We start from the raw sequence: 18,931 nt of genomic DNA on the forward strand, positions 1-18,931 counted from the left end.
GGCGCACGCGGCGGGCAAGCGGCGGATTTTAGAGACTGGCTCCGTGCCACCGGCCGGGGCCACCGGTCGAGGCGCGGCCGGGCCGCGCCGTCCCCGACAATCGGACGCCGCCCCTTCCGTCGCCGACCGCCCCGATGCCGCCCCGCTCGCTCGCCCGTGGCGCCGCCCTGAATCTGGCGGCGCGCTTCGCCGCGGTGTTGCTCGGCCTGGCCATCCTGGTCACGGTGGCCCGGCTCGGTCCGGCGGTGCAGGGGGCGTTCGCGCTGTTCGTGGCGGTGGAGGCCGCGCTGCTGACGTTGTTTTCCGGGCTGGGTCTGCTGCTGGCGCGCGAGGTGTCGCACCGCGAGGTGCCGCCGGCACCGCTGCTCGCCGCGCTGTTGCGCGCGGCGCTGGGGCTGGGGCTGGCGGCTGCCGCGGGCCTGCTGGCCGTGTCGGCCGGTTCGGAGGCGGCGCCCTACCGCCACCTGTGGCTGCTCGCGCTGGCTGCCCCCTTCCTGCTGCTGGTGCCGACCGCCAGCGGCCTGTGGCTGGGCCAGGGGCGCATGGGCCCGCTCAACGTGCCGCAGGTGGCGGCGCCGGTCCTCGTGCTGGCACTGTTGCTCGCCGCAGGGGCCGCGTGGCCGTCGGCGGGCGCGGCGCCGACCGTGCTCGCGGTGCTGGCGGCCTGGGTGCTCGGCAAGGCGCTGGTCGGCATCGGCACCGGCTGGGCTGCGAGGCGCGATGCCGGCCCGGCCGCGCCGCAGCGCGGCGTGCTGCGCGATCGTTGGCGCTTCGTGGCGACGATCGGCGCGACCAACCTGGTCAGCCTGCTGAACTACCGCGCCACGCTGTTCCTGCTGGAGCGCCACGGCGGGCTCGCCGAGACGGGCGTCTACTCGGTGGCGGTGCAGGTGGCCGAACTGCTGTGGCTGCTGTCGTCGGCGGTCACCGTGTCGGCCTACCACCGCATCGGCGCGCCCGACGCGCAACAGGCTGCCTGGACCACGCTGCGCGCCGTGCAGGTGAACCTGCTCGCGACGCTGCTGGCAGCGCCGCTGTTGTACGCGGGTGCCGCGTTCGCACTGCCGGCCGTGCTGGGCCCGGCCTATGCCGGCGCGGTGCTGCCGCTGGCGCTGCTGCTGCCGGGCGTCGCCGGCTACGCCGCGGCATCCAGCCTGTCGGCCTACTACACCAACCACCGCGGTCGGCCGCAGTGGTCGGCCGGCATCGCCGGCCTGTCGCTCGTGCTCACGCTGGGCATCGCAGCCTGGAGCATCCCCCGCCACGGCGCGGCGGGCGCGGCGCTCGCCACCTCGCTGGCCTACGGCGTGGCGATCGCGGTCGCGCTGGCGCTGTTTCTTCGCGATACGAAGTTGCCCTGGACGGCCTTGTTCAGCGGCTGGCGCGCGCCACAATCCGGGCCGGCATGAACGGCTTGAAGCGACCTCTGATCGGACTCTGGCAGCGCCTCGTCGCGCCCCGCATGGTCTATGGCGTGCGCAGTGCCGACGGCGGATGGCGTGCCCACAGCCGCATCGGCAGCCACACCCACGTGGAGGCCCGCGAGCGGCTCGTGCTGGGCGACCACGTGTTCATCGGCCAGTTCAACTTCATCGACGCCTCGGGCGGCCTGCGCATCGACGAGGGCTGCCAGATCACGAACTTCGTCTCGGTGCTGACGCATTCCAGCCACCTGGCGCTGCGCCTGGAGCGCGAGCGCTACTGGGGCCACGCGGCGCCGGCCGGCGTGCAGCGCGCGCCGGTGGCGCTGGGCGCCTGGAGCTTCATCGGACCGCACAGCGTGATCGCACCCGGCAGCACGCTCGGCCGCGGCGTGCTGGTCAAGGCCGGCGGCTACGTGAGCGGCGACGTGCCGGCCTTCGCCATCGTCGAGGGCCAGCCGGCGCGGGTGGTCGGCGACACGCGCGAACTCGACCGGGCGTGGATCGAGCAGCACGAGGCCAGCTACGGCGAGCCGGCGCGCCTCGCCTACGAGGCCTGGGCGCGCGGGGAGGACGCGTGAGAGATCCGGTGTCGATTCTTGCGGCGAGCGGGGTGTCGTCATGGACCCGGGCCGCAGCGCCGGGCCGCCCCAAGCAAGGCCCGACCCTCACGGAGGGTCGCTTGCCGTACACGGCGAGCGGGGTGTTGTCATGAACCGCATCCTTTTCTTCGCCGACGCGAGCAACCTGCACACGCAGCGCTGGGTGCGCGAGATCGCCGACCGCGGCTTCGACTGCGTGGTGCTCACGCGCCGTCCGGCCGAGGTGCCGGGCGCCAGCGACGTGATCGCGGTGCGCCCCGGCAGCGACGGCGCCGGCTGGTTCCTCGCGCTGCCCGAGGTGCAGCGCATGGCTCGCCGGCTCTCGCCGCAGTGGTTGCACGGCCACTACGTCACGTCCTACGGCCTGTGGGCGGCGGCCTGCTCGCTGGGCGCACAGGTGCCGCGGGTGCTGACGGCCTGGGGCTCCGACATCCTGGTCACGCCGCGCGCCCCGGGGCTGCGCGGCGGTGCGATGGCGGCGCTGGTGGGCTGGTCGCTCCGGCGCGCGCGGCTCATCACCGCCGACTCGCAGGACATGCTGACCGAGATCCGCCGCTACGGCGTGACGGGGCGCTGCGAAGAGGTGCTGTGGGGCGCCGACACCGACCGCTTCCGCCCCGGCAAGCCGGCCGCCGACTTCGAGATCGCCAGCCTGCGCAACTGGGAGGCCAACTACAACATCGACACCGTGCTGCGCGCCTTCGCGCGGCTGCGCGCGGTGCGTCCGCAGGCCAACGCCACGCTGCACCTGCTCGGCGGCGGGCCCGACGAGGCGGCCCTGAAGGCGCTGGCCGCCGAGCTGGCGCTGCCGGCGGAATCGGTCCGCTTCCTGGGGCGGGTGGGCGAGGCGACCCTGATCACGACGCTGCAGCGTTCGCGCGTGTCGCTGAGCGTGCCGAGCAGTGACGCCACCTCGGTCTCGCTGCTGGAGTCGATGGCCTGCGGCCTGCCGGTGGTGGCGAGCGACCTGCCCTCCAACCGGCAGTGGATAAGCGGCGACGCCGACCTGCTGGTGCCGGCGCGCGACGCGAGCGCGCTCGCCGCGGTCCTGCTGCGGCTCCACGACGAGCCGGAGTTCGCGCGTGGCGAGGGCCTGCACAACCGCGCGCTGGCGGTGGAGCGCGCCTCGCGCCGGGTGCAGATGGACCGCATGGCGACGCTCTACGAATCGCTGCGCCCGCGGGTGGCGGTACCCGTCGCGTGAGCCGGATGAACCGAGAGGCCTTGCCATGACCCAACGCCGCATCAGCGTGATCGCCCCCTGCCGCAACGAGCAGGCGCATGTGGTGGCCTTCTGCGACGCGGTGGCCGCGCAGGCGCTGCCGGAGGGTGTGGCGCTCGAGGTGCTGGTGGCCGACGGCATGAGCGACGACGGCACGCGCGAGCTGCTGGCACAGCGCTGCGCGGCCGACCCGCGCTTCGCGATGATCGACAACCCGCGGCGCATCGTCTCGAGCGGGTTGAACCGCTGCATCGAGCGCGCACGCGGCGAGGTCATCGTCCGCATGGACCTCCACACCCGGTACGAAAGCGACTACATCGTCGAGTGCCTGGCCGCGCTGGAGCGCACCGGCGCGGCCAATGTCGGCGGGCCGTGGCGTGCCGAAGGCGAGGGCGCCACCCAGGAGGCCATCGCCGCGGCCTTCCAGTCGCGCTGGGTCACGGGCGGCGCGCGTTCGCGCGCGCTCGACCACGAAGGCCCGGTCGACACCGTCTACCTCGGTTGCTGGCCGCGTGCCACCTTCGACCGCTACGGCCTGTTCGACGAGGACCTGGTGCGCAACCAGGACGACGAGCACAACCTGCGTCTCACGCGTCGCGGCGCGGTGGTCTGGCAGAGCGCGCGCATCGTGTCGGTCTACCGCCCGCGCGAGACGCTGGCCCAGCTGTTCCGCCAGCAGCTGCAGTACGGCTACTGGAAGCCCTTCGTGATGCGCAAGCACGGGCAGGCGGCGGCATTGCGCCAGCTGGCACCGGGCGCCTTCGTCGCGGCGCTGGCGCTGTCGCTGCTGCTCGGCCTGGTGTGGCCGGCCGCCGGCCGCGGTGCCGTGCTGCTGGGCAACCTGTACGGCGTGTACGTGCTGGCTGCGTCGCTGGCCATCGCGCGCGACGAGGGCTACGAGCTCCTGCTGCGCCTGCCGCTGGTGATCGTGACGTACCACGCGGGCTACGGACTGGGCACCTTGTGCGGCTGGTTCGACGTGCTGCGCGGCCGCTCGCCGTCGCCTGCCTTCGGCACGCTGACCCGATGAGCCGGCCGGCCGCGCCAGACGACGAGGCTCGCGCGGTCGCCGAGCGCTATGCCCGCCGCGACGCGCAGGCCGATGCGCGGCGCTACGGCCTGTTCGACGCGGCCGCGCTGCAGGCCCAGCAGGAGCGGCTGCGCGTGATGGTGGCGCTGTGGCGTGCGCACGGCTGGGACGACCTGGCCGGGCGCGACCTGATCGAGGTCGGCTGCGGGGCCGGCGGCAACCTGCTCGACCTGCTGCGGCTGGGCGCCGAGCCGGACCGGCTGGCGGGCATCGAACTGCAGGCCGAACGGGCCGCCGCGGCCCGCCGGCTGCTGCCACCGGCGGTAAAGCTGATCGAGGGGGATGCGACCGTCGCCGATGTCGCGCCCGCGAGCCAGGATGCGGTGCTGGCCTTCACCGTGTTCTCGTCCGTGCTCGATGACGCCGCACAAATACGGCTCGCGCATGCAATGTGGCACTGGGTGCGCCCAGGTGGGGGGGTGCTGTGCTACGACTTCGCGGTAGACAATCCGTACAACCCCGATGTACGCGGTGTGCCGGTCGCTCGATTGCGGGCCCTGTTCCCGCGGGCGCGAGCCGAGGTGCGGCGCGTGACGCTGGCGCCGCCGGTCGCGCGTGCCGTGGCCCGGCTGAACCCTCGCCTGCCCGCCTGGTTGAACGCCCTGGCGCCGCTGCGCACGCACCGGTTGTGCTGGCTCGAGAAACTCTGAAGAACCGAAAGGGATGAAGCGATGAAGATCACCGTGGTGGGTACCGGCTATGTCGGACTGGTCACTGGCGCGTGCCTGGCCGAAATGGGCAACCACGTGCTGTGCCTGGACCTCGATGCGCGCAAGATCGAGATGCTCAATGCCGGCGGCATCCCGATCCACGAGCCGGGGCTGGAAGAGGTGGTCCAGCGCAACGCGGCCGCGAAGCGGCTGGAGTTCACCACCGACGTCGACCGCGCGGTGGCGCACGGCACGTTGCAGTTCATCGCGGTCGGCACGCCGCCCGACGAGGACGGCTCAGCGGACCTGCAGTACGTGGTGGCGGCGGCACGCGCGATCGGCGAGCGCATGACCGACTACAAGGTCGTCATCGACAAGAGCACGGTGCCGGTCGGCACCTCGGACAAGGTGCGCGCGGCCATCGACGCGGCGCTGGCGGCGCGCGGCGTGACGCTCGAGTTCGCCGTCGTCAGCAACCCCGAGTTCCTGAAGGAGGGTGCCGCGGTGGCCGACTTCATGCGGCCCGACCGCGTGGTGATCGGCGCCGACGACGAGCGTGCCATCCTGCTGATGCGTTCGCTTTACGCGCCCTACGTGCGCAATCGCGACCGCGTGCTCGTGATGGACCTGAAGAGCGCCGAGTTCACCAAGTACGCCGCGAACTCCATGCTCGCGACCCGCATCAGCTTCATGAACGAGCTGTCGCGCGTTGCCGAGGCGGTGGGAGCCGACATCGAGCTGGTGCGCCAGGGCATCGGCAGCGATCCGCGCATCGGCACCCAGTTCCTCTACGCCGGCTGCGGCTATGGCGGCTCCTGCTTCCCGAAGGACGTGAAGGCGCTGATCCGCTCGGCGAGCGAGGCGGGTCAGGAGCTCGAGCTGCTGAGCGCCGTGGAGTCGGTCAACGAGCGCCAGAAGCAGGTGCTGGGCGACAAGATCATCGCCCGCTTCGGCGCCGACCTGAGCGGACGGCGCTTCGCGCTCTGGGGCCTGGCCTTCAAGCCCGGCACCGACGACATGCGCGAGGCGCCCAGCCGTGTGCTGATCGAGCGGCTCACCGCGGCGGGGGCGGAGGTCACCGCCTACGACCCGGTGGCGATGGCCGAGGCCCGCCGCGCGATGCCCGGGCAGGCCGGGCTGCGCTATGCCGATTCGGCGGTGGCCGCGCTGGAAGGGGCTGACGCGCTGGTGATCGTGACCGAGTGGAAGGAGTTCCGCAGCCCCGATTTCGACGCGATCCGGAGCACGCTGCGCACGCCGCTGGTGTTCGACGGGCGCAACCTGTTCGAGCCGGCGCTGATGAAGCAGCTCGGCATCGAGTACCACGCGATCGGCCGCCCGAGCGCATGACCGCGCCGCCCTTCCTGCCCTTCGCGCTGCCCGAGATCGGCGAGGAGGAGATCGCCGAGGTCGTCGACACGCTGCGCTCGGGCTGGGTCACCACCGGGCCGAAGGCGCGGCGCTTCGAGCAGGACTTCGCGGCCTTCCTCGGCGATCCGACGCTGCAGGCCATCGCCGTCAACTCCGCCACCGCCGGCCTGCACCTCGCGCTCGAGGCGCTGGGCATCGGCCCGGGCGACGAGGTCATCACCACCACCCACACCTTCACCGCCACGGCCGAGGTGGTGCGCTACCTCGGCGCCGACGTGGTGCTGGTCGACATCGACCCGGCCACGCTGAACATCGACCCGGCCCGGGTCGAGGCCGCGATCACGCCGCGCACCCGCGCCATCATCCCCGTCCACTACGCCGGCCTCGCGGCGAACGTGGACGCGATCCTCACCCTGGCGCGCTGCCACGGCCTGAAGGTGGTGGAGGACGCGGCGCACGCGCTGCCCACCACCTGCGGCGGCGCGCTGGTCGGCACGCTGGGCAGCGACGCCACGGTGTTCAGCTTCTACGCCAACAAGACCATCACCACCGGCGAGGGCGGCATGGTGGTCACGCGCGACCCGGAGCTCGCGAAGCGCGTGAAGGTGATGCGCCTGCACGGCATCAGCCGCGATGCCTTCGACCGCTTCACCGCCAAGACGCCGAGCTGGCACTACGAGATCGTCGCGCCGGGCTACAAGTACAACCTCACCGACATCGCCGCGGCGCTGGGCATCCACCAGCTCCAGCGCGCACGCGGCTTCCAGCAGCGCCGGGCGGCGATCGCGCAGCGCTACCGCGCCGCCTTCGCCGACCTGCCGGTGCAGCTGCCGCCCGAGCCTGCGGCCGGCGAGCTGCACGCCTGGCACCTCTACGTGCTGCGGCTGGCCGACGCGGCACCGCTGGCGCGCGACGCCTTCATCGAGCGGCTGTTCGCGCTGGGCATCGGCGTCAGCGTGCACTACATCCCGCTGCACCTGCACCCCTACTGGCGCGAGCGCTACGGCCTGGATGCGGCGCAGTTCCCCCACAGCCAGCACGCCTACGAACGCATGCTGAGCCTGCCGCTGTACACGAAGATGAGCGAGGCGGACATCGAGCGCGTGATCGCGGCCGTGCGGCAGCAGCTGCTGCAGGGCTGACCGGGCGCGGGTCCGGCATGGCCAAGCGACTGGTCGATCTGGTGTTCGCGGTGGGCGGCCTGCTGCTGCTGTCGCCGCTGCTGCTGCTGACCGCGCTGGCGATCCGGCTCGACTCGCCCGGGCCGGTGTTCTTCCGCCAGGAGCGCGTGGGACGCCACGGCCGGCCGTTCCGCATCCACAAGTTCCGCACCATGGTGGCCGACGCGCCGCTGCTCGGCCCGGCGCTCACGGTGGGCGACGACGCCCGCATCACCCGCGTGGGGCGCTGGTTGCGCGAGCGCCGGCTCGACGAGCTGCCGCAGCTGATCGACGTGCTGCGCGGCGACATGAGCGTGGTCGGCCCGCGCCCCGAGCTGCCGCGCTACGTGGCGCAGTACCCATCGGCACTGCGCGAGCGCGTGCTGGCGGTGCGGCCCGGCATCACCGATCCGGCCTCGCTGGCCCACCTGGACGAGAGTGCGCTGCTGGCGCGGGCGGCCGACCCCGAGCGCGAGTACGTCGAGGTGGTGTTGCCGCGCAAGCTGCAGCTGGCCGCCGATTACGCGGACCGCGCCTCGACCGCGACCGACCTGGGCGTGCTGTGGCGCTCGGTGAAGCTGCTGCTGGGAAGCGGAAAACGATAATCGCAGCCGTTCCGTCTTCCCGCCTTTCATGACCCCGACGCCTTCCGTGTGGCACTGGCTCGACGCCCGGCTGAGCCGCGTGCGCCCGCATCGCGAGCGGCTGGCGCTGCTGATCGACGCCGCGGTCATCGCCGTCTGCTGGCAGTTCACCTACCTGTTCCGGCTCGGCTTCGAGCGCTGGTTCAGCGCGCGGCCCGTCTACGACGGCTGGGTGCTGCTGGGTATCGTGAGCCTCTACGTGGCGGTGTTCCTGGTGCTGCGCGTTCCGCGCGGCATGTGGCGCTTCTCCGGCTTCGGCGAGATCAAGCGCCTGACGATCGCCTGCACGCTGGCGGGCGGGCTGGCCGCCGCCGCGGTGATGGGGGCCGAGCTGCGCGCCATCCCGCGCGCGGTGCTGGCGCTGCACCCCATCGTCGCGCTGATGGGCCTGGCCAGCGTGCGCATCGCCTACCGCATGCTCTACGAGCACCTGCGCGCGCGCATCTCCGGCAGCGCCCGCGAGACGCGCCGGGCGCTGGTGCTCGGCGCGGGCGACGCGGCGCGCCTGCTGCTCGCCGGCCTGCAGCACCAGGGCTGGGTGGTGGCGGGCCTGCTCGACGACCACCCGGCCAAGCAACGCGCCCGCATCGGCGGCGTGCCGGTGATCGGCCCGCTCGCGAGCGTGGTCGAGCACGTGCGGCTGCTCGACATCAGCCACGTCATCATCGCCATGCCCTCGCTGCGCGGCGCGGCGCGCCGTCGCGTGATCGATCTTGCAGCCGAGACCGGCCTGCCGGTGCTCACCGTGCCCTCCGCCGAGGAACTGCTGGAAGGCGCCGCCGTCAGCCGGGTGCGCGACATCGAGCCGGAAGACCTGCTGGGCCGTGAGCCGGTGGTGCTCGACGAAGCCGGCATCTCCGAGTGCCTGAAGGGCAAGTGCGTGATGATCACCGGCGCGGGCGGCAGCATCGGCAGCGAGCTGTGCCGGCAGGTGGCGCGCTACGGGCCGTCGATGCTGGTGCTGTACGAGCTGAGCGAGTTCAACCTCTACACCATCGAGCAGTCGCTGAGCGACAGCTTCCCCGCGCTGCCGCTGGTGCGCCTGATCGGTGACGTGAAGAACGCCGCGCACCTGCGGCAGGTGATGGCGCGCTGGCGGCCGCAGATCGTGTTCCATGCCGCGGCCTACAAGCACGTGCCGCTGATGGAGGAGGAGCACAACGCCTGGGCGGCGCTGCAGAACAACACGCTGGGCACTTGGCTGGCGGCCAGCGAGGCGGCGCGAGCCGGGGCGGAGCGCTTCGTGCTCATCAGCACCGACAAGGCGGTGAACCCGACCAACGTGATGGGTGCGACCAAGCGCGCGGCCGAGATGATGATCTCGCACCTGGCCTCGCAGGGCCATGCGACGCGCTTCATGGCCGTGCGCTTCGGCAATGTGCTCGGCTCCAGCGGCAGCGTGATCCCCAAGTTCAAGGAACAGATCGCCAAGGGCGGCCCGGTGACGGTGACCCATGCCGAGATCACGCGCTATTTCATGACCATCCCGGAGGCCGCGAGGCTGGTGGTGCAGGCGGCCGCGATCGGCGAGACCGGGCAGGTGTACGTGCTGGACATGGGCGAGCCGGTGCGCATCGTCGACCTGGCGCGCGACCTGATCCGCCTGGCGGGCCACACGGTCGAGGAGATCGGCATCGTGTACAGCGGCCTGCGAGCCGGTGAGAAGCTCTACGAGGAACTGCTGGCCGACGCCGACCACACGTTGCCCACGCCGATCGCGCGGTTGCTGATCGCGCGCATCGAGGCCGACGTGTCGCGTGTGTCGGTGCTGGTCGACCGGGCGCTGCATCCCGACAGCGCGACGGCCGACGAGGTGCGGCGGCAGCTGATGTGCGCAGTGCCGGAGTACCGGGCTGTCGGCGAGACCATCGCGGCCGCTTCCTCGGGTGACGTGCCTTTTCCTGTGGACCCGGAATAGATCGCTCGGCATGAATGTCGCCTATCTCGACCCTCCTTACAGCCGCTACTTCCACGAGCTGGCGGCGCGGTTGGCTCGGCCTTCGGGCGGCAGTGTCGTCGCCCTGCTGTCCTGTCCGGCCTATCGCCTGTACGCGGGGGGCGACCGCGCGCAGGTCTGGGAGCCGGGTGCGCCGGCGCAGGCGCACGACGTGCCACCGGCCTTCGAGCGGGCGGGCTGGGCGCAGACCGACTCGCCGGAATTCCGGCGCGCCTTCTCGCACGCCGTGGAGTGGTTCAAGGAGCGTTTCACCGCTGAACACACCGACGTCTGCCTGGTGTTCTCCGATGCCCGGCCGTTCTCGCAGGCGGCGCACCTGGCGGCGCAGCAGCTGGGCGTCGTCTGCGTGTTCTTCGAGCGCGGCGCCTTCCGCTACCGCACCGCGAGCCTGAGCACGCAGGGGCTCAATGCGCGCTTCTGCCTGCAGCAGGCGCAGCAATCGCCCCTGCTCGAGGCGCTCCCGCTCTTCGATCTGCCGCCGCGCCGGGCGATCGAGCCCTGGTTGAAGCTGCGTTTCGTGGGCTTCATGGCGCTCAACGGCCTGCTCGGCGCGCTGCAGCCGCAGCGCCGGCCGATGCAGCACAAGAGCTACCACTTCTTCAACTACCTGCGCATCGCCCTCAAGCAGTTCGGCGCCGAGCATCCCGAACTGCCGCTCGCGCAGGCCCCGGAACCGCCGGCCACCGACGGGCCGGTGGTGGTGCTGCCGCTGCAGCTGCCGACGGATTCGCAGTTCGTCATGTACTCGCCGTTCCGGCACAACCAGGAACTGATCGATTTCGTGGCCCGTCAGATGCGGAACGCGCTGCCCGGGACCCCGCTGCTGGTGAAGAAGCACCCGATGGATGTGCGCAGCTACCGGCTGCCGGCCGGCGCGCGCTGGATCGACGGCAGCCTGGCGCGCTTCAACGAGCGTCCCGCGGTGTTCGTCTGCCTCAATTCGAACGTGGGCTTCGAGGCGGCGATCCATGGCAAGCCGGTGCTGTGCTTCGCCGACAGCTTCTACACCGGCCACCCGAGCGTGACGCGGGTGAGCCGCGAGGACTTCGCACCACAGCTCGCGGCCGCGGCGGCGCGGCCCGATGACCTGGCGGCGGGCAGGGCACTGCGCGCGGCCGTGCTGCGGCATTGCCAGGCGCCGGGCGACGTGTGGGCCTACAGCGCCGAAGACTTGGCACTGACGCGGGACATCGTGGCGACGCACTACGATGCGGCCCGGCTGTCGTCCGGGGCTGCGCCGCCTGCCTGACGCGGTCCGGCCGCCCCTCAGTCGTCGAGGCCTGCCAGGGTCGCGGCCACTTCCGCGGGCAGCGGCGTGAACAGCGCGTCGCCCCGCAGGAGGTGAGCGAGATGGCGCTCGGTCCAGGCCTCCTGGTAGGCGATCCGCGGGCCCGACCAGCCCTGCCGGTCGAAGCCGGCCTCGCCCGAGGTCGTCAGGGAGCCCGCACGCTGGCCGAACAGCGACAGCGGTTGCGCGACGAGGCGGTGGTGCCGTTCGCCCAGCAGCAGCCTGAGCCGCGCGACGTATTCGCTGTCGGCGCCGAAGCGCAGGTCGTCGAAGTAGCCGACCCGGTGCAGCACGACCTCGCGCCGCATGAGTAGCGAGATCGGCGTCCAGCGCGTCAGGGGCCAGGTGCGGGCCTCGCCGAACTGTCCGTCGTCGGCCAGCCGGACGCAGCGGCTGGTCGTCGCGTGGAGCTGCTCGTCGGCCAGCAGCGGGGCCAGGGCGAGTTCGAGGCGTTGCGGGTGCGCGTAGTCGTCGGCGTCGTGAAAGGCGACGAAGCGGCCGCGCGCGGCTGCCAGGCCGAGGTTGCGCGCGAAGTAGGCGCCGCGGTTGTGCGGCAGCCGGAGCAGGCGCACGACGCCCGGGTACACCTGCGCCAGGGCCGCGACGATCGCGGCGGTGTCGTCGCGGCTGGCGTCGTCGATCACCAGCACTTCGTCGGGCCTGCGCGTCTGCTGCAGCATCGACTCGACGGAGGCCCGGATGTGCAGTGCGTTGTCGAAGGTGGGGATCACCACCGACAGCCGGGCCTCGCCGACGGCCGTCGACGCCGGCGCGGCGTTCGGCCCGCACGGCGTGAGCTGGGTCACGCCCAGTGGCGCGTCGGACCGGCGCAGCCGCAGCGCGGCGAGGCCGTGGCGCGCCAGATAGCGGTTGAGGAAGGCCAGGCCTTGCGGTCCGTCGCCGGCCTGGTTGGCCGCCAGCAGCAGGTAGTCGGCATGCAGCCGCCACGGCCATGCACGCAGCCAGGTGGCGGCGGTGTCCGGATCGCCGGCCCGCAGCGCGACGGCCGGCGCGCAGGCCGGGCGCCGCGGCATCGCCCGCACCACCGCGAGCGCGGCCTGCGGCGCGCGCGAGGCCAGGATCGACAGACAGCGGTTCTGCACGCCCTGCGACGCGCGAGCGAGCGCCGCGGCAGTGGCCGGATCGGCGGCGCAGCGGTCGAGCGCGTCGAAGTCGCCCTCCAGCCAGGCGAGCTGGATCGCCGCGGGCAAGGCCAGCGGAGCACGCGTACGCTCCATCAGCTGCCGCGCACGATGGACCAGGCCGAGGTCGATGCACAGCGCGAGCGGACGCTCGGGCGGCGCATGGGCGTCACGCAGCAGGATCGCCAGCTGCTGCAGCGGCGAGGGCTGACGGGCGGCGCGGCGTTCGAGCAGGCGGTGCTCGAGCCGCTGCAGTCCCTGCAGCGGCAGCCTCACGTCGCGGCGCTCCGGCGGCGGATGCCGATCCATTCGATCAGCCGCTCGGCCTCGCAGCGCCGACCGGTGTCGGGGTCGAGGTAGCGCGGGTAGTCGATCAGAGCCGCATGCACCAGGCCGGCCAGCGCCACCGGCTGCGGCGTGGCGCGCCGGGTCGGAGCCGGCAGGTCGTCCCCGGTCAACCCCCAGCCGGCGTAGAAGGGCATGCCGAAGCTGCGCACCGGCCGACCCCACAGCAGGGCCTCGAAACCCATCTGCGACGTCACCGTGTAGACGGCCTGCGCCGACTCCAGCAGCGACGGCGGGTGCGCATCGGTAGCCAGCACATGCACCCGCGATGCAGCGGCACCCAGGTCGTCGAAGTGTCCGCGCTTGCGGCCGGCCACGACGTCGGGGTGCACCTTCAGCAGCACCGGGAACCGGGGATGCTCGTCGAGTGCTGCCTCCAGCATGCGTCGGAAGCTGCGCTCGTCGGCCAGGCCGCAATGGATCGAAGCGTCGCCGCGTGTCTGGTCGACCACCAGCACGCAGGGCTCGCCGGCCAGCGGCGCGGCGGCCTCCGGAGCGTGGTTGTACTTGGACACCCGGGCCGCCCGCCACTGGCGCGCCAGCGCCTCGCCGCGGGCCTGCTGCGCGGCGTCATGGCCGGCGCGTACCAGGGCCTCCAGGCCCGACGGCGCGGTGGCATCGTAGTAGATGCCGATCGGGTCGAGCACGATCGACAGCGGCGGATCGCGGTGTCCCAGGCCGACCGAGCGCAGGAAGCCGTCCTCGGCGTACCAGACCGGCAGGTCGGTGGCCCAGGGCCAGCGCAGCGCACGCGCCGTCCCGCGCTTGCGGCCCCAGGCCAGCAGGGCATCGACCCGGCGGCCGAGCAGCGGCGGATGAACCACGCGGGCCTCCAGCAGCGCCTCCAGCGTGGTCATGCGGCGGCGGTACCAGCACAGGCCGTAGCGGTGCGGCAGCGGCGGACTCACGGAGGGGCATCCTGCAGGCAGCGTGCGAGGCTGGCCGGATCGGCCAGCAGCGCCGCAGGCACCGCGAAAGGGCGCGTCGCCGGCGGGGTGTCGGGCATGCGCGGATTGCGCCCGGCTCGCAGCTCGTCGATGTGCCAGCGGCCCCAGCCCTCCCAGTAGGCCAGGCGCTTCGACGGGATGCCGTTCGCGTCGAAGCCGGTCTCCGGGGCCGTCACCAGCGAATTCGGCCGGTGCGCGCCCAGAGCCAGCGGCTGCCGGATCCGCCGCATCGCGAGGCGGCCGAACACCAGGCGCAGCCGTGCGGCGAACTCGCTGTCCGCGCCGGTCCGCACCCAGTCCCAGGCGCCGGTCCGCTCCAGCACGAGCTTGCGGCGGAACAGGGGCGATGAAGGGTTCACGCGCATCAGCGGATGCACCGGCCGCGCGTAATAGTGACCGTCGTCCTGCATCCGCACCCACTCGGACACTGAGTACACCAGCCGGCGGTCGTTCAGCAGCGGTTCGACCTGGCGCTCGATCTTGAAGGGATGGGACCAGTCGTCGGAATCGTGGCAGGTGGCGAACTCGCCGGATGCGTGGCGCAGGCCGATGTTCTTGGCGGCGTAGGTGCCTACGTTGTGCGGGAGCCGGATCGGCTTGACCCGTGCGTCACGCGCTGCCCAGCCGGCGATGACGGCCGCGGTGTCGTCGTCGCTGGCATCGTCCACCACGATCAGTTCGATGTCCTGGTACGTCTGTTCCAGCACCGAACGGATCGCTGGTCCGATACGCTCGCCGGACTGGTAGGCTGTCATCACGACGCTGACCTGTGGGCCGCGGCGTGGTGGCAAGGCCTCGGCGATCTGCAGGTTGGTCGGCCCTGGAGGGCGATCGGTGTCGAGCAGCGTGAGCGGCGGCAGGCGGTAGCCTCCAAGAAAGGCATTCAGGTGCGCCAGCTGTTTCGTCGGCGACCCGGGATCGGCATTGCTGGCCAGCAGGTGCCACTGCGCAGAACGTCCGCTCGCTGAGGACTGCTGGAGTGCCTGCTGCACCAAACTGCGGGCCTCGCGCGTGGCGTCCGTCCTCAGCAGCAGTGCGGCGCGCAGCAGTGTGGAGCGTTCGATCCCGTCAAGCAGGTGCAACGCGAACTCCGGAACATAGGGTGCCAGGGCATTCGCCAGGGCCGTGCGCAGACTGTCGCGCGGCCAGCGCCGGGTCAGTCGCGCCGCCTCTTGCATGGCGGCCGCAGGCTGGCCGCACGCGGCCAGCGAGACTGTGCGGGCGAAACCGCCACGCCAGCCGTCGTCGTGGCGCGCACTCGCAGACACGCTCTCGTACATGCCGAGTTTGTAGAATGACCAGAGCTCATGCGAGCTCTTACGGGTCAGCGTTTCCTGCGGCAGCGTCGCCAGGGCCTCCGCATGGCGGCGCTGCAGGTAGAACCAGAAAAACCGAGGCGAAAACGTCATCTTCTCCCATTCGTGGCGGCAACCTCGACCAGGCAGGCGGGCGCTGATCGAACGCCTCCCGGCAGGCGGCGCGGAGCGGCCCGGTAGTATGCCGTTCGACTCCCAGACGATTGCCACGAAGGCCACACGCCCCCGATGAACATCGAACACGACGTCCGGCCTGTCCCGGCTCCCGTGGTGCTGACGATCGGCATTCCGGCCTACAACGCGGCGGCCTCGATCGAGGCCGCGGTCCTTTCGATCCTGCGGCAGACCTGGCGCGGTTCGATGGAGATCCTGATCGTCGACGATGGCAGCACTGACCGGACGGTCCAGATCGCCAACCGCCTGGCACAGCAGTACGGTGCAGTCCGGGTCGTGCAACACGGCGAGAACCTGGGTCGGCCCGCGGCACGCAACACCATCCTGCGCGAGAGCCGGGGCGAGTACATGACCTGGGCGGATGCCGATGACGAGTGGTACCCGAACAAGCTGGCGGTGCAGTTCGACGAACTGCTGGCCAGCGCCGAGGCTCAGGCGGGCGAGCCGGTCATCTGCATGAGTTCGTTCGACTGGCGCTGGTCGCACTCGGGCAAGCTGCAGCACCGCGTGCCCGACGTCACCAGCGATCCGTTGAAGGCTTTTCTGAGCGGCCGCGTCGGCGCCTACCTCTGGACCATGCTGGCGCGCACCCAGACCTTCCGCGACGTGGGCGAGTTCGACGCTCAGTTGCCTCGACTGCAGGACCTCGACTTCCTGATCCGCTTCGCGGCCCGGGGCGGGAGATTGATCGTCAGCAACCCGGCCCGGCCGCTGTGCGTGTATCACAAGAACGACGACGACAAGCCCGGGCGCGTGATCGCGCAGTCGATGTCGCACATCTGGCGCAAGCACTATCCGCTGTACCGGCAGTACGGCCGCGGCTTCTGCCGTGGCGCGCGGCGCAGGCACTTGTTGCTGGCTTCGCGCCACGCCTTCAGCAACGAAGGCCGCCTGCTTGAACGACGACGACAAGCCCGGGCGCGTGATCGCGCAGTCGATGTCGCACATCTGGCGCAAGCACTATCCGCTGTACCGGCAGTACGGCCGCGGCTTCTGCCGTGGCGCGCGGCGCAGGCACTTGTTGCTGGCTTCGCGCCACGCCTTCAGCAACGAAGGCCGCCTGCTTGGTACGGCCTACTACCTGCGCGCCGCGCTGGCCAGCCCGGGCTGGCTGCTAGGTCCTCTCAAGGCCAGGCTGCGAGGCGCCCCCCCAAGCCCACCGTCGAAGGTGCCGCGGACGGACCGGCTCGAGGCCGAAGGCTTCGAGCCCATCGTGCGGTCTGCGGCCGCCATCGTGTCCGTCGACGTGGTGATGTCGCTGTCGGCCCAGCACGATGCCGCCCTGGGTCGTCATTTCGGCGACTGGAGCGACATCACGCGCAGCCGCGGCATGCTTTATGTGCCTCGGACGATCGGCCTGCCCAAGGGAGCCGCCGACCACGCAGCCCTGCTCGACCTGCTGGACGCCGGCGACGATGCTTCAAAGCGGGCTGCGCGGCGTTTGCTCGAAGCCGCGGTGCTGTCCAGCACCGATGGCGCGAGTTCGGTGCTCTACCTTGGCGCGCCGGTCGAACTGGACCGCCATTCGGTGGCCACGGTGCGTTCGGGCGTGGAGCGCTGCGTGCGTCTGCTCGGTCGCCTGGCCGCGACGCTGGCTGCTCAGCCGCGGCCCGTGCGCGTGAGGCTGCATCTGCTGGTGCCTGACACCGAGACGCTGCTGTGGCGTCGCTATTTGATGGCGATCGAGAACGGCCGCGAGGCCAACCTCGAGCGCTGGGTGCAGGCCCTGAGCCCATCCGACGCAGCGTTGCTGGACCATCGAGCGATAGCTCCGCTGTGCAGCGTCGACGGCTACGAGTCGACCCACGTCCACCTGCTCGGCGACGGAAGTCTGCTGAGCTCGTTCACTGGCGGCCTGGCCACGCTGTGCGGTGTCGATCCGGCCGCCCTGCCGCCGGCGCCGCCGCAGCCTCTGGCCGCTCCGGCGCGGAACCACGGCCTCGTGGGCGCCGAGGGCGTGCTGGCAGCGCACGTGGTCACGCTTGGGCCGCAAGCCGTCGCGCAGATCCGTCAGGGGTTCTGGAAGGCATCGCCGTCGCGGCACCTGCGTGCGGCGCCGGCGGCGCTTGCGGCGGCACTGGGCACTCACTGCGTGCTCGGCTCGCCGACGCAGCGGTTCGCGCCGGCCCAGGTGGTGCACCACGCATCGCCGGGTGCGGTGGCGCGCTGCACAGCCGAGGAACTGGTCTATCCACAGGCGCAGCCTGAGGATTTCGAGCAACTGGCGCGGGATCTGCACCTGCTGGCCGCGGCGATGCAACTCGGGCGCAGCGAGGTCGAGCCGCCGGCGCCGATACGGACACGATGAACGGCCTGGACGACCGGAACGCCACCGGCCTTACTGGCGCGACCCCGAGGGTGGCCTTCGTCATCAAGACGATCGTGGGGCGGGCCGGTGGCGCCGAGAAGGTGTTGTGCAACGCTGCCAACGCGTTGGCCGATGCCGGTGCACGCGTGACCGTCTACCACGGCGACGAGCCGGGCCGTCCGTTCTTCGCGCTGCGTTCGTCGATCGACGTGATCTCGGTACGGCCGAAGGACCGCCCGATCCGGGCCGCTGCACCCTCCGGCGCGGCGGCCCTCGCCCCGGGCGGGCGCTTGGCCGCGCGCCATCGCTTCCCGCGCAGCCTGCTGACGTGGTGGCGTGAACACGCCTGGTGGATCGCTGCGCTACGCCGCTTTCTGCGTGCTGCCCGGCCCGACGTGGTGATCGCCTTCCAACCCAGCGCGACCACCGACACGCTGATCGCCGCCGCCGGCACCGGCATTCCCGTCGTGCCCTCGCTGCACAACGTGCCGGAGCAAGACTTCGAGCGGCCCGAGCGCTGGGATCCCAACCCGCTGGACCGCTGGCTGCGCAAGCGCATGCTGCGGAGGGCGGCCCGCATCACTGTGCTGCTGGACGAGTTCCGCGCCTGGTTTCCGCGCGCGCTGCAGGACCGAATCGTCGTGCTGCCCAACGCCGTTCACGTGCAGGGGCCGCCGGCCGAGCCGACGCGCGAAGACCCCGAGCGCAACCGCATCATTGTCGTGGGGCGGCTCGCGCCGGCCAAGGACCATGCCTGCCTGGTCGAGGCCTGGTCCCGGATCCACACGGCCCACCCGCGCTGGCAGGTCGAGATCTACGGCGGTGGGCCGCTGCGCAAGGCGCTGCAGGCACGCATCGCGGAGCGCGGCGTGGGCTCCTCGTTGCTACTGTGCGGCGAGTCCGACGCGGTGATGGCGCACTATGCCCGCGCCAAGATCTTCTGCATCCCCTCGCTGTTCGAGGGCTTCGGCCTGGTGACCGCCGAGGCGCTGGCCAAAGGGCTGCCGGCGGTCGGCTTCGCTGATTGCCCGGGCACCAACAGCCTGATCCGGCACGAGCACAACGGCCTGCTGGCCGATCCGTCGGATCACAGTGGCGACCGCGCTGCGGCGCTGGCCGCCGCACTGGAACGGCTGATGGTCGATGCCGAGCTGCGCGCGCGCCTGGGTGCGGCCGGGCCGGCCTCGATGCTCGACTACCGGCCCGAGGCGGTGGCGAAGCGTTGGGTGACGCTGATCGAAGACATCCTGAGCGACCGACACGAAGTCAGTTCAAACCCCTGAGACAAACTTGA

15 protein-coding genes and 1 pseudogene are annotated in these 18,931 nt (G+C 71.8%); 13 read left to right on the forward strand and 3 right to left on the reverse strand.

The genetic code is table 11. The features are described from left to right. Nucleotides 1-134: 134 nt before the first annotated feature. The 10 genes from MPE_RS24510 (at nucleotide 135) to MPE_RS03070 (ending at nucleotide 11,366) form a co-directional block, all read left to right on the forward strand. Nucleotides 135-1,409, forward strand: coding sequence for a lipopolysaccharide biosynthesis protein (locus MPE_RS24510; protein WP_011828201.1), 1,275 nt, complete (start codon nucleotides 135-137; stop codon nucleotides 1,407-1,409). Then, nucleotides 1,406-2,002: an acyltransferase gene (locus tag MPE_RS24515; protein WP_011828202.1), complete on the forward strand. Its 597-nt coding sequence runs from the start codon at nucleotides 1,406-1,408 to the stop codon at nucleotides 2,000-2,002. Before MPE_RS24510 ends, MPE_RS24515 begins: the two co-directional genes overlap by 4 nt. Before the next feature lie 130 nt (nucleotides 2,003-2,132). Then, nucleotides 2,133-3,227, forward strand: coding sequence for a glycosyltransferase (locus MPE_RS03035; protein WP_011828203.1), 1,095 nt, complete (start codon nucleotides 2,133-2,135; stop codon nucleotides 3,225-3,227). A gap of 25 nt (nucleotides 3,228-3,252) precedes the next feature. Then, a complete protein-coding gene (locus MPE_RS03040) occupies nucleotides 3,253-4,275 on the forward strand; it encodes a glycosyltransferase family 2 protein (RefSeq protein WP_011828204.1) in 1,023 nt (340 codons plus the stop codon). After that, nucleotides 4,272-4,985, forward strand: coding sequence for a methyltransferase domain-containing protein (locus tag MPE_RS03045; RefSeq protein ID WP_011828205.1), 714 nt, complete (start codon nucleotides 4,272-4,274; stop codon nucleotides 4,983-4,985). The genes MPE_RS03040 and MPE_RS03045 overlap by 4 nt, the downstream gene beginning before the upstream one ends. 21 nt (nucleotides 4,986-5,006) lie before the next feature. Continuing rightward, nucleotides 5,007-6,335: a UDP-glucose dehydrogenase family protein gene (locus tag MPE_RS03050; RefSeq protein WP_011828206.1), complete on the forward strand. Its 1,329-nt coding sequence runs from the start codon at nucleotides 5,007-5,009 to the stop codon at nucleotides 6,333-6,335. Beyond that, complete coding sequence (locus MPE_RS03055) at nucleotides 6,332-7,498, forward strand: DegT/DnrJ/EryC1/StrS family aminotransferase (protein WP_011828207.1); 1,167 nt, start codon at nucleotides 6,332-6,334, stop codon at nucleotides 7,496-7,498. The genes MPE_RS03050 and MPE_RS03055 overlap by 4 nt, the downstream gene beginning before the upstream one ends. Before the next feature lie 17 nt (nucleotides 7,499-7,515). Then, complete coding sequence (locus tag MPE_RS03060; RefSeq protein ID WP_011828208.1) at nucleotides 7,516-8,121, forward strand: sugar transferase; 606 nt, start codon at nucleotides 7,516-7,518, stop codon at nucleotides 8,119-8,121. 28 nt (nucleotides 8,122-8,149) lie between these two features. Continuing rightward, nucleotides 8,150-10,078, forward strand: a complete 1,929-nt coding sequence (locus tag MPE_RS03065; protein ID WP_011828209.1) for a polysaccharide biosynthesis protein — start codon at nucleotides 8,150-8,152, stop codon at nucleotides 10,076-10,078. Nucleotides 10,079-10,088: 10 nt separating this feature from the next. Beyond that, entirely contained in the window at nucleotides 10,089-11,366 is a 1,278-nt protein-coding gene (locus MPE_RS03070) for a capsular polysaccharide export protein, LipB/KpsS family (RefSeq protein ID WP_011828210.1), read from the forward strand. A 17-nt stretch (nucleotides 11,367-11,383) separates the two neighbouring features. Here MPE_RS03070 and MPE_RS22620 read toward each other — a convergent pair whose 3' ends face one another. The 3 genes from MPE_RS22620 to MPE_RS24955 are packed head-to-tail and all read right to left on the reverse strand — an operon-like array spanning nucleotide 11,384 to nucleotide 15,248. Next, nucleotides 11,384-12,856, reverse strand: a complete 1,473-nt coding sequence (locus MPE_RS22620; RefSeq protein ID WP_011828211.1) for a glycosyltransferase family A protein — start codon at nucleotides 12,854-12,856, stop codon at nucleotides 11,384-11,386. Beyond that, nucleotides 12,820-13,800, reverse strand: coding sequence for a capsular polysaccharide export protein, LipB/KpsS family (locus tag MPE_RS03080; RefSeq protein ID WP_011828212.1), 981 nt, complete (start codon nucleotides 13,798-13,800; stop codon nucleotides 12,820-12,822). The genes MPE_RS22620 and MPE_RS03080 overlap by 37 nt, the downstream gene beginning before the upstream one ends. Next, nucleotides 13,797-15,248 (reverse strand): glycosyltransferase family 2 protein, encoded by a 1,452-nt coding sequence (locus MPE_RS24955; protein WP_049820748.1) that lies wholly within the window; start codon nucleotides 15,246-15,248, stop codon nucleotides 13,797-13,799. Before MPE_RS24955 ends, MPE_RS03080 begins: the two co-directional genes overlap by 4 nt. A gap of 135 nt (nucleotides 15,249-15,383) precedes the next feature. Between MPE_RS24955 and MPE_RS24960 the strand changes: the two are divergent. The 3 genes and pseudogenes from MPE_RS24960 to MPE_RS03095 all read left to right on the forward strand — a co-directional run. Continuing rightward, nucleotides 15,384-15,944: pseudogene (locus tag MPE_RS24960) on the forward strand (glycosyltransferase family 2 protein); the annotation flags it as partial. A gap of 280 nt (nucleotides 15,945-16,224) precedes the next feature. Further along, nucleotides 16,225-17,637 (forward strand): hypothetical protein, encoded by a 1,413-nt coding sequence (locus MPE_RS24525; protein ID WP_041929510.1) that lies wholly within the window; start codon nucleotides 16,225-16,227, stop codon nucleotides 17,635-17,637. Next, the gene (locus MPE_RS03095) at nucleotides 17,634-18,920 is read left to right on the forward strand and encodes a glycosyltransferase (RefSeq protein WP_011828216.1); all 1,287 of its coding nucleotides are present in this window, start codon (nucleotides 17,634-17,636) and stop codon (nucleotides 18,918-18,920) included. Before MPE_RS24525 ends, MPE_RS03095 begins: the two co-directional genes overlap by 4 nt. Nucleotides 18,921-18,931 lie beyond the last annotated feature (11 nt).

It is taken from the genome of Methylibium petroleiphilum PM1, assembly GCF_000015725.1.
Lineage (GTDB): Bacteria > Pseudomonadota > Gammaproteobacteria > Burkholderiales > Burkholderiaceae_C > Methylibium > Methylibium petroleiphilum.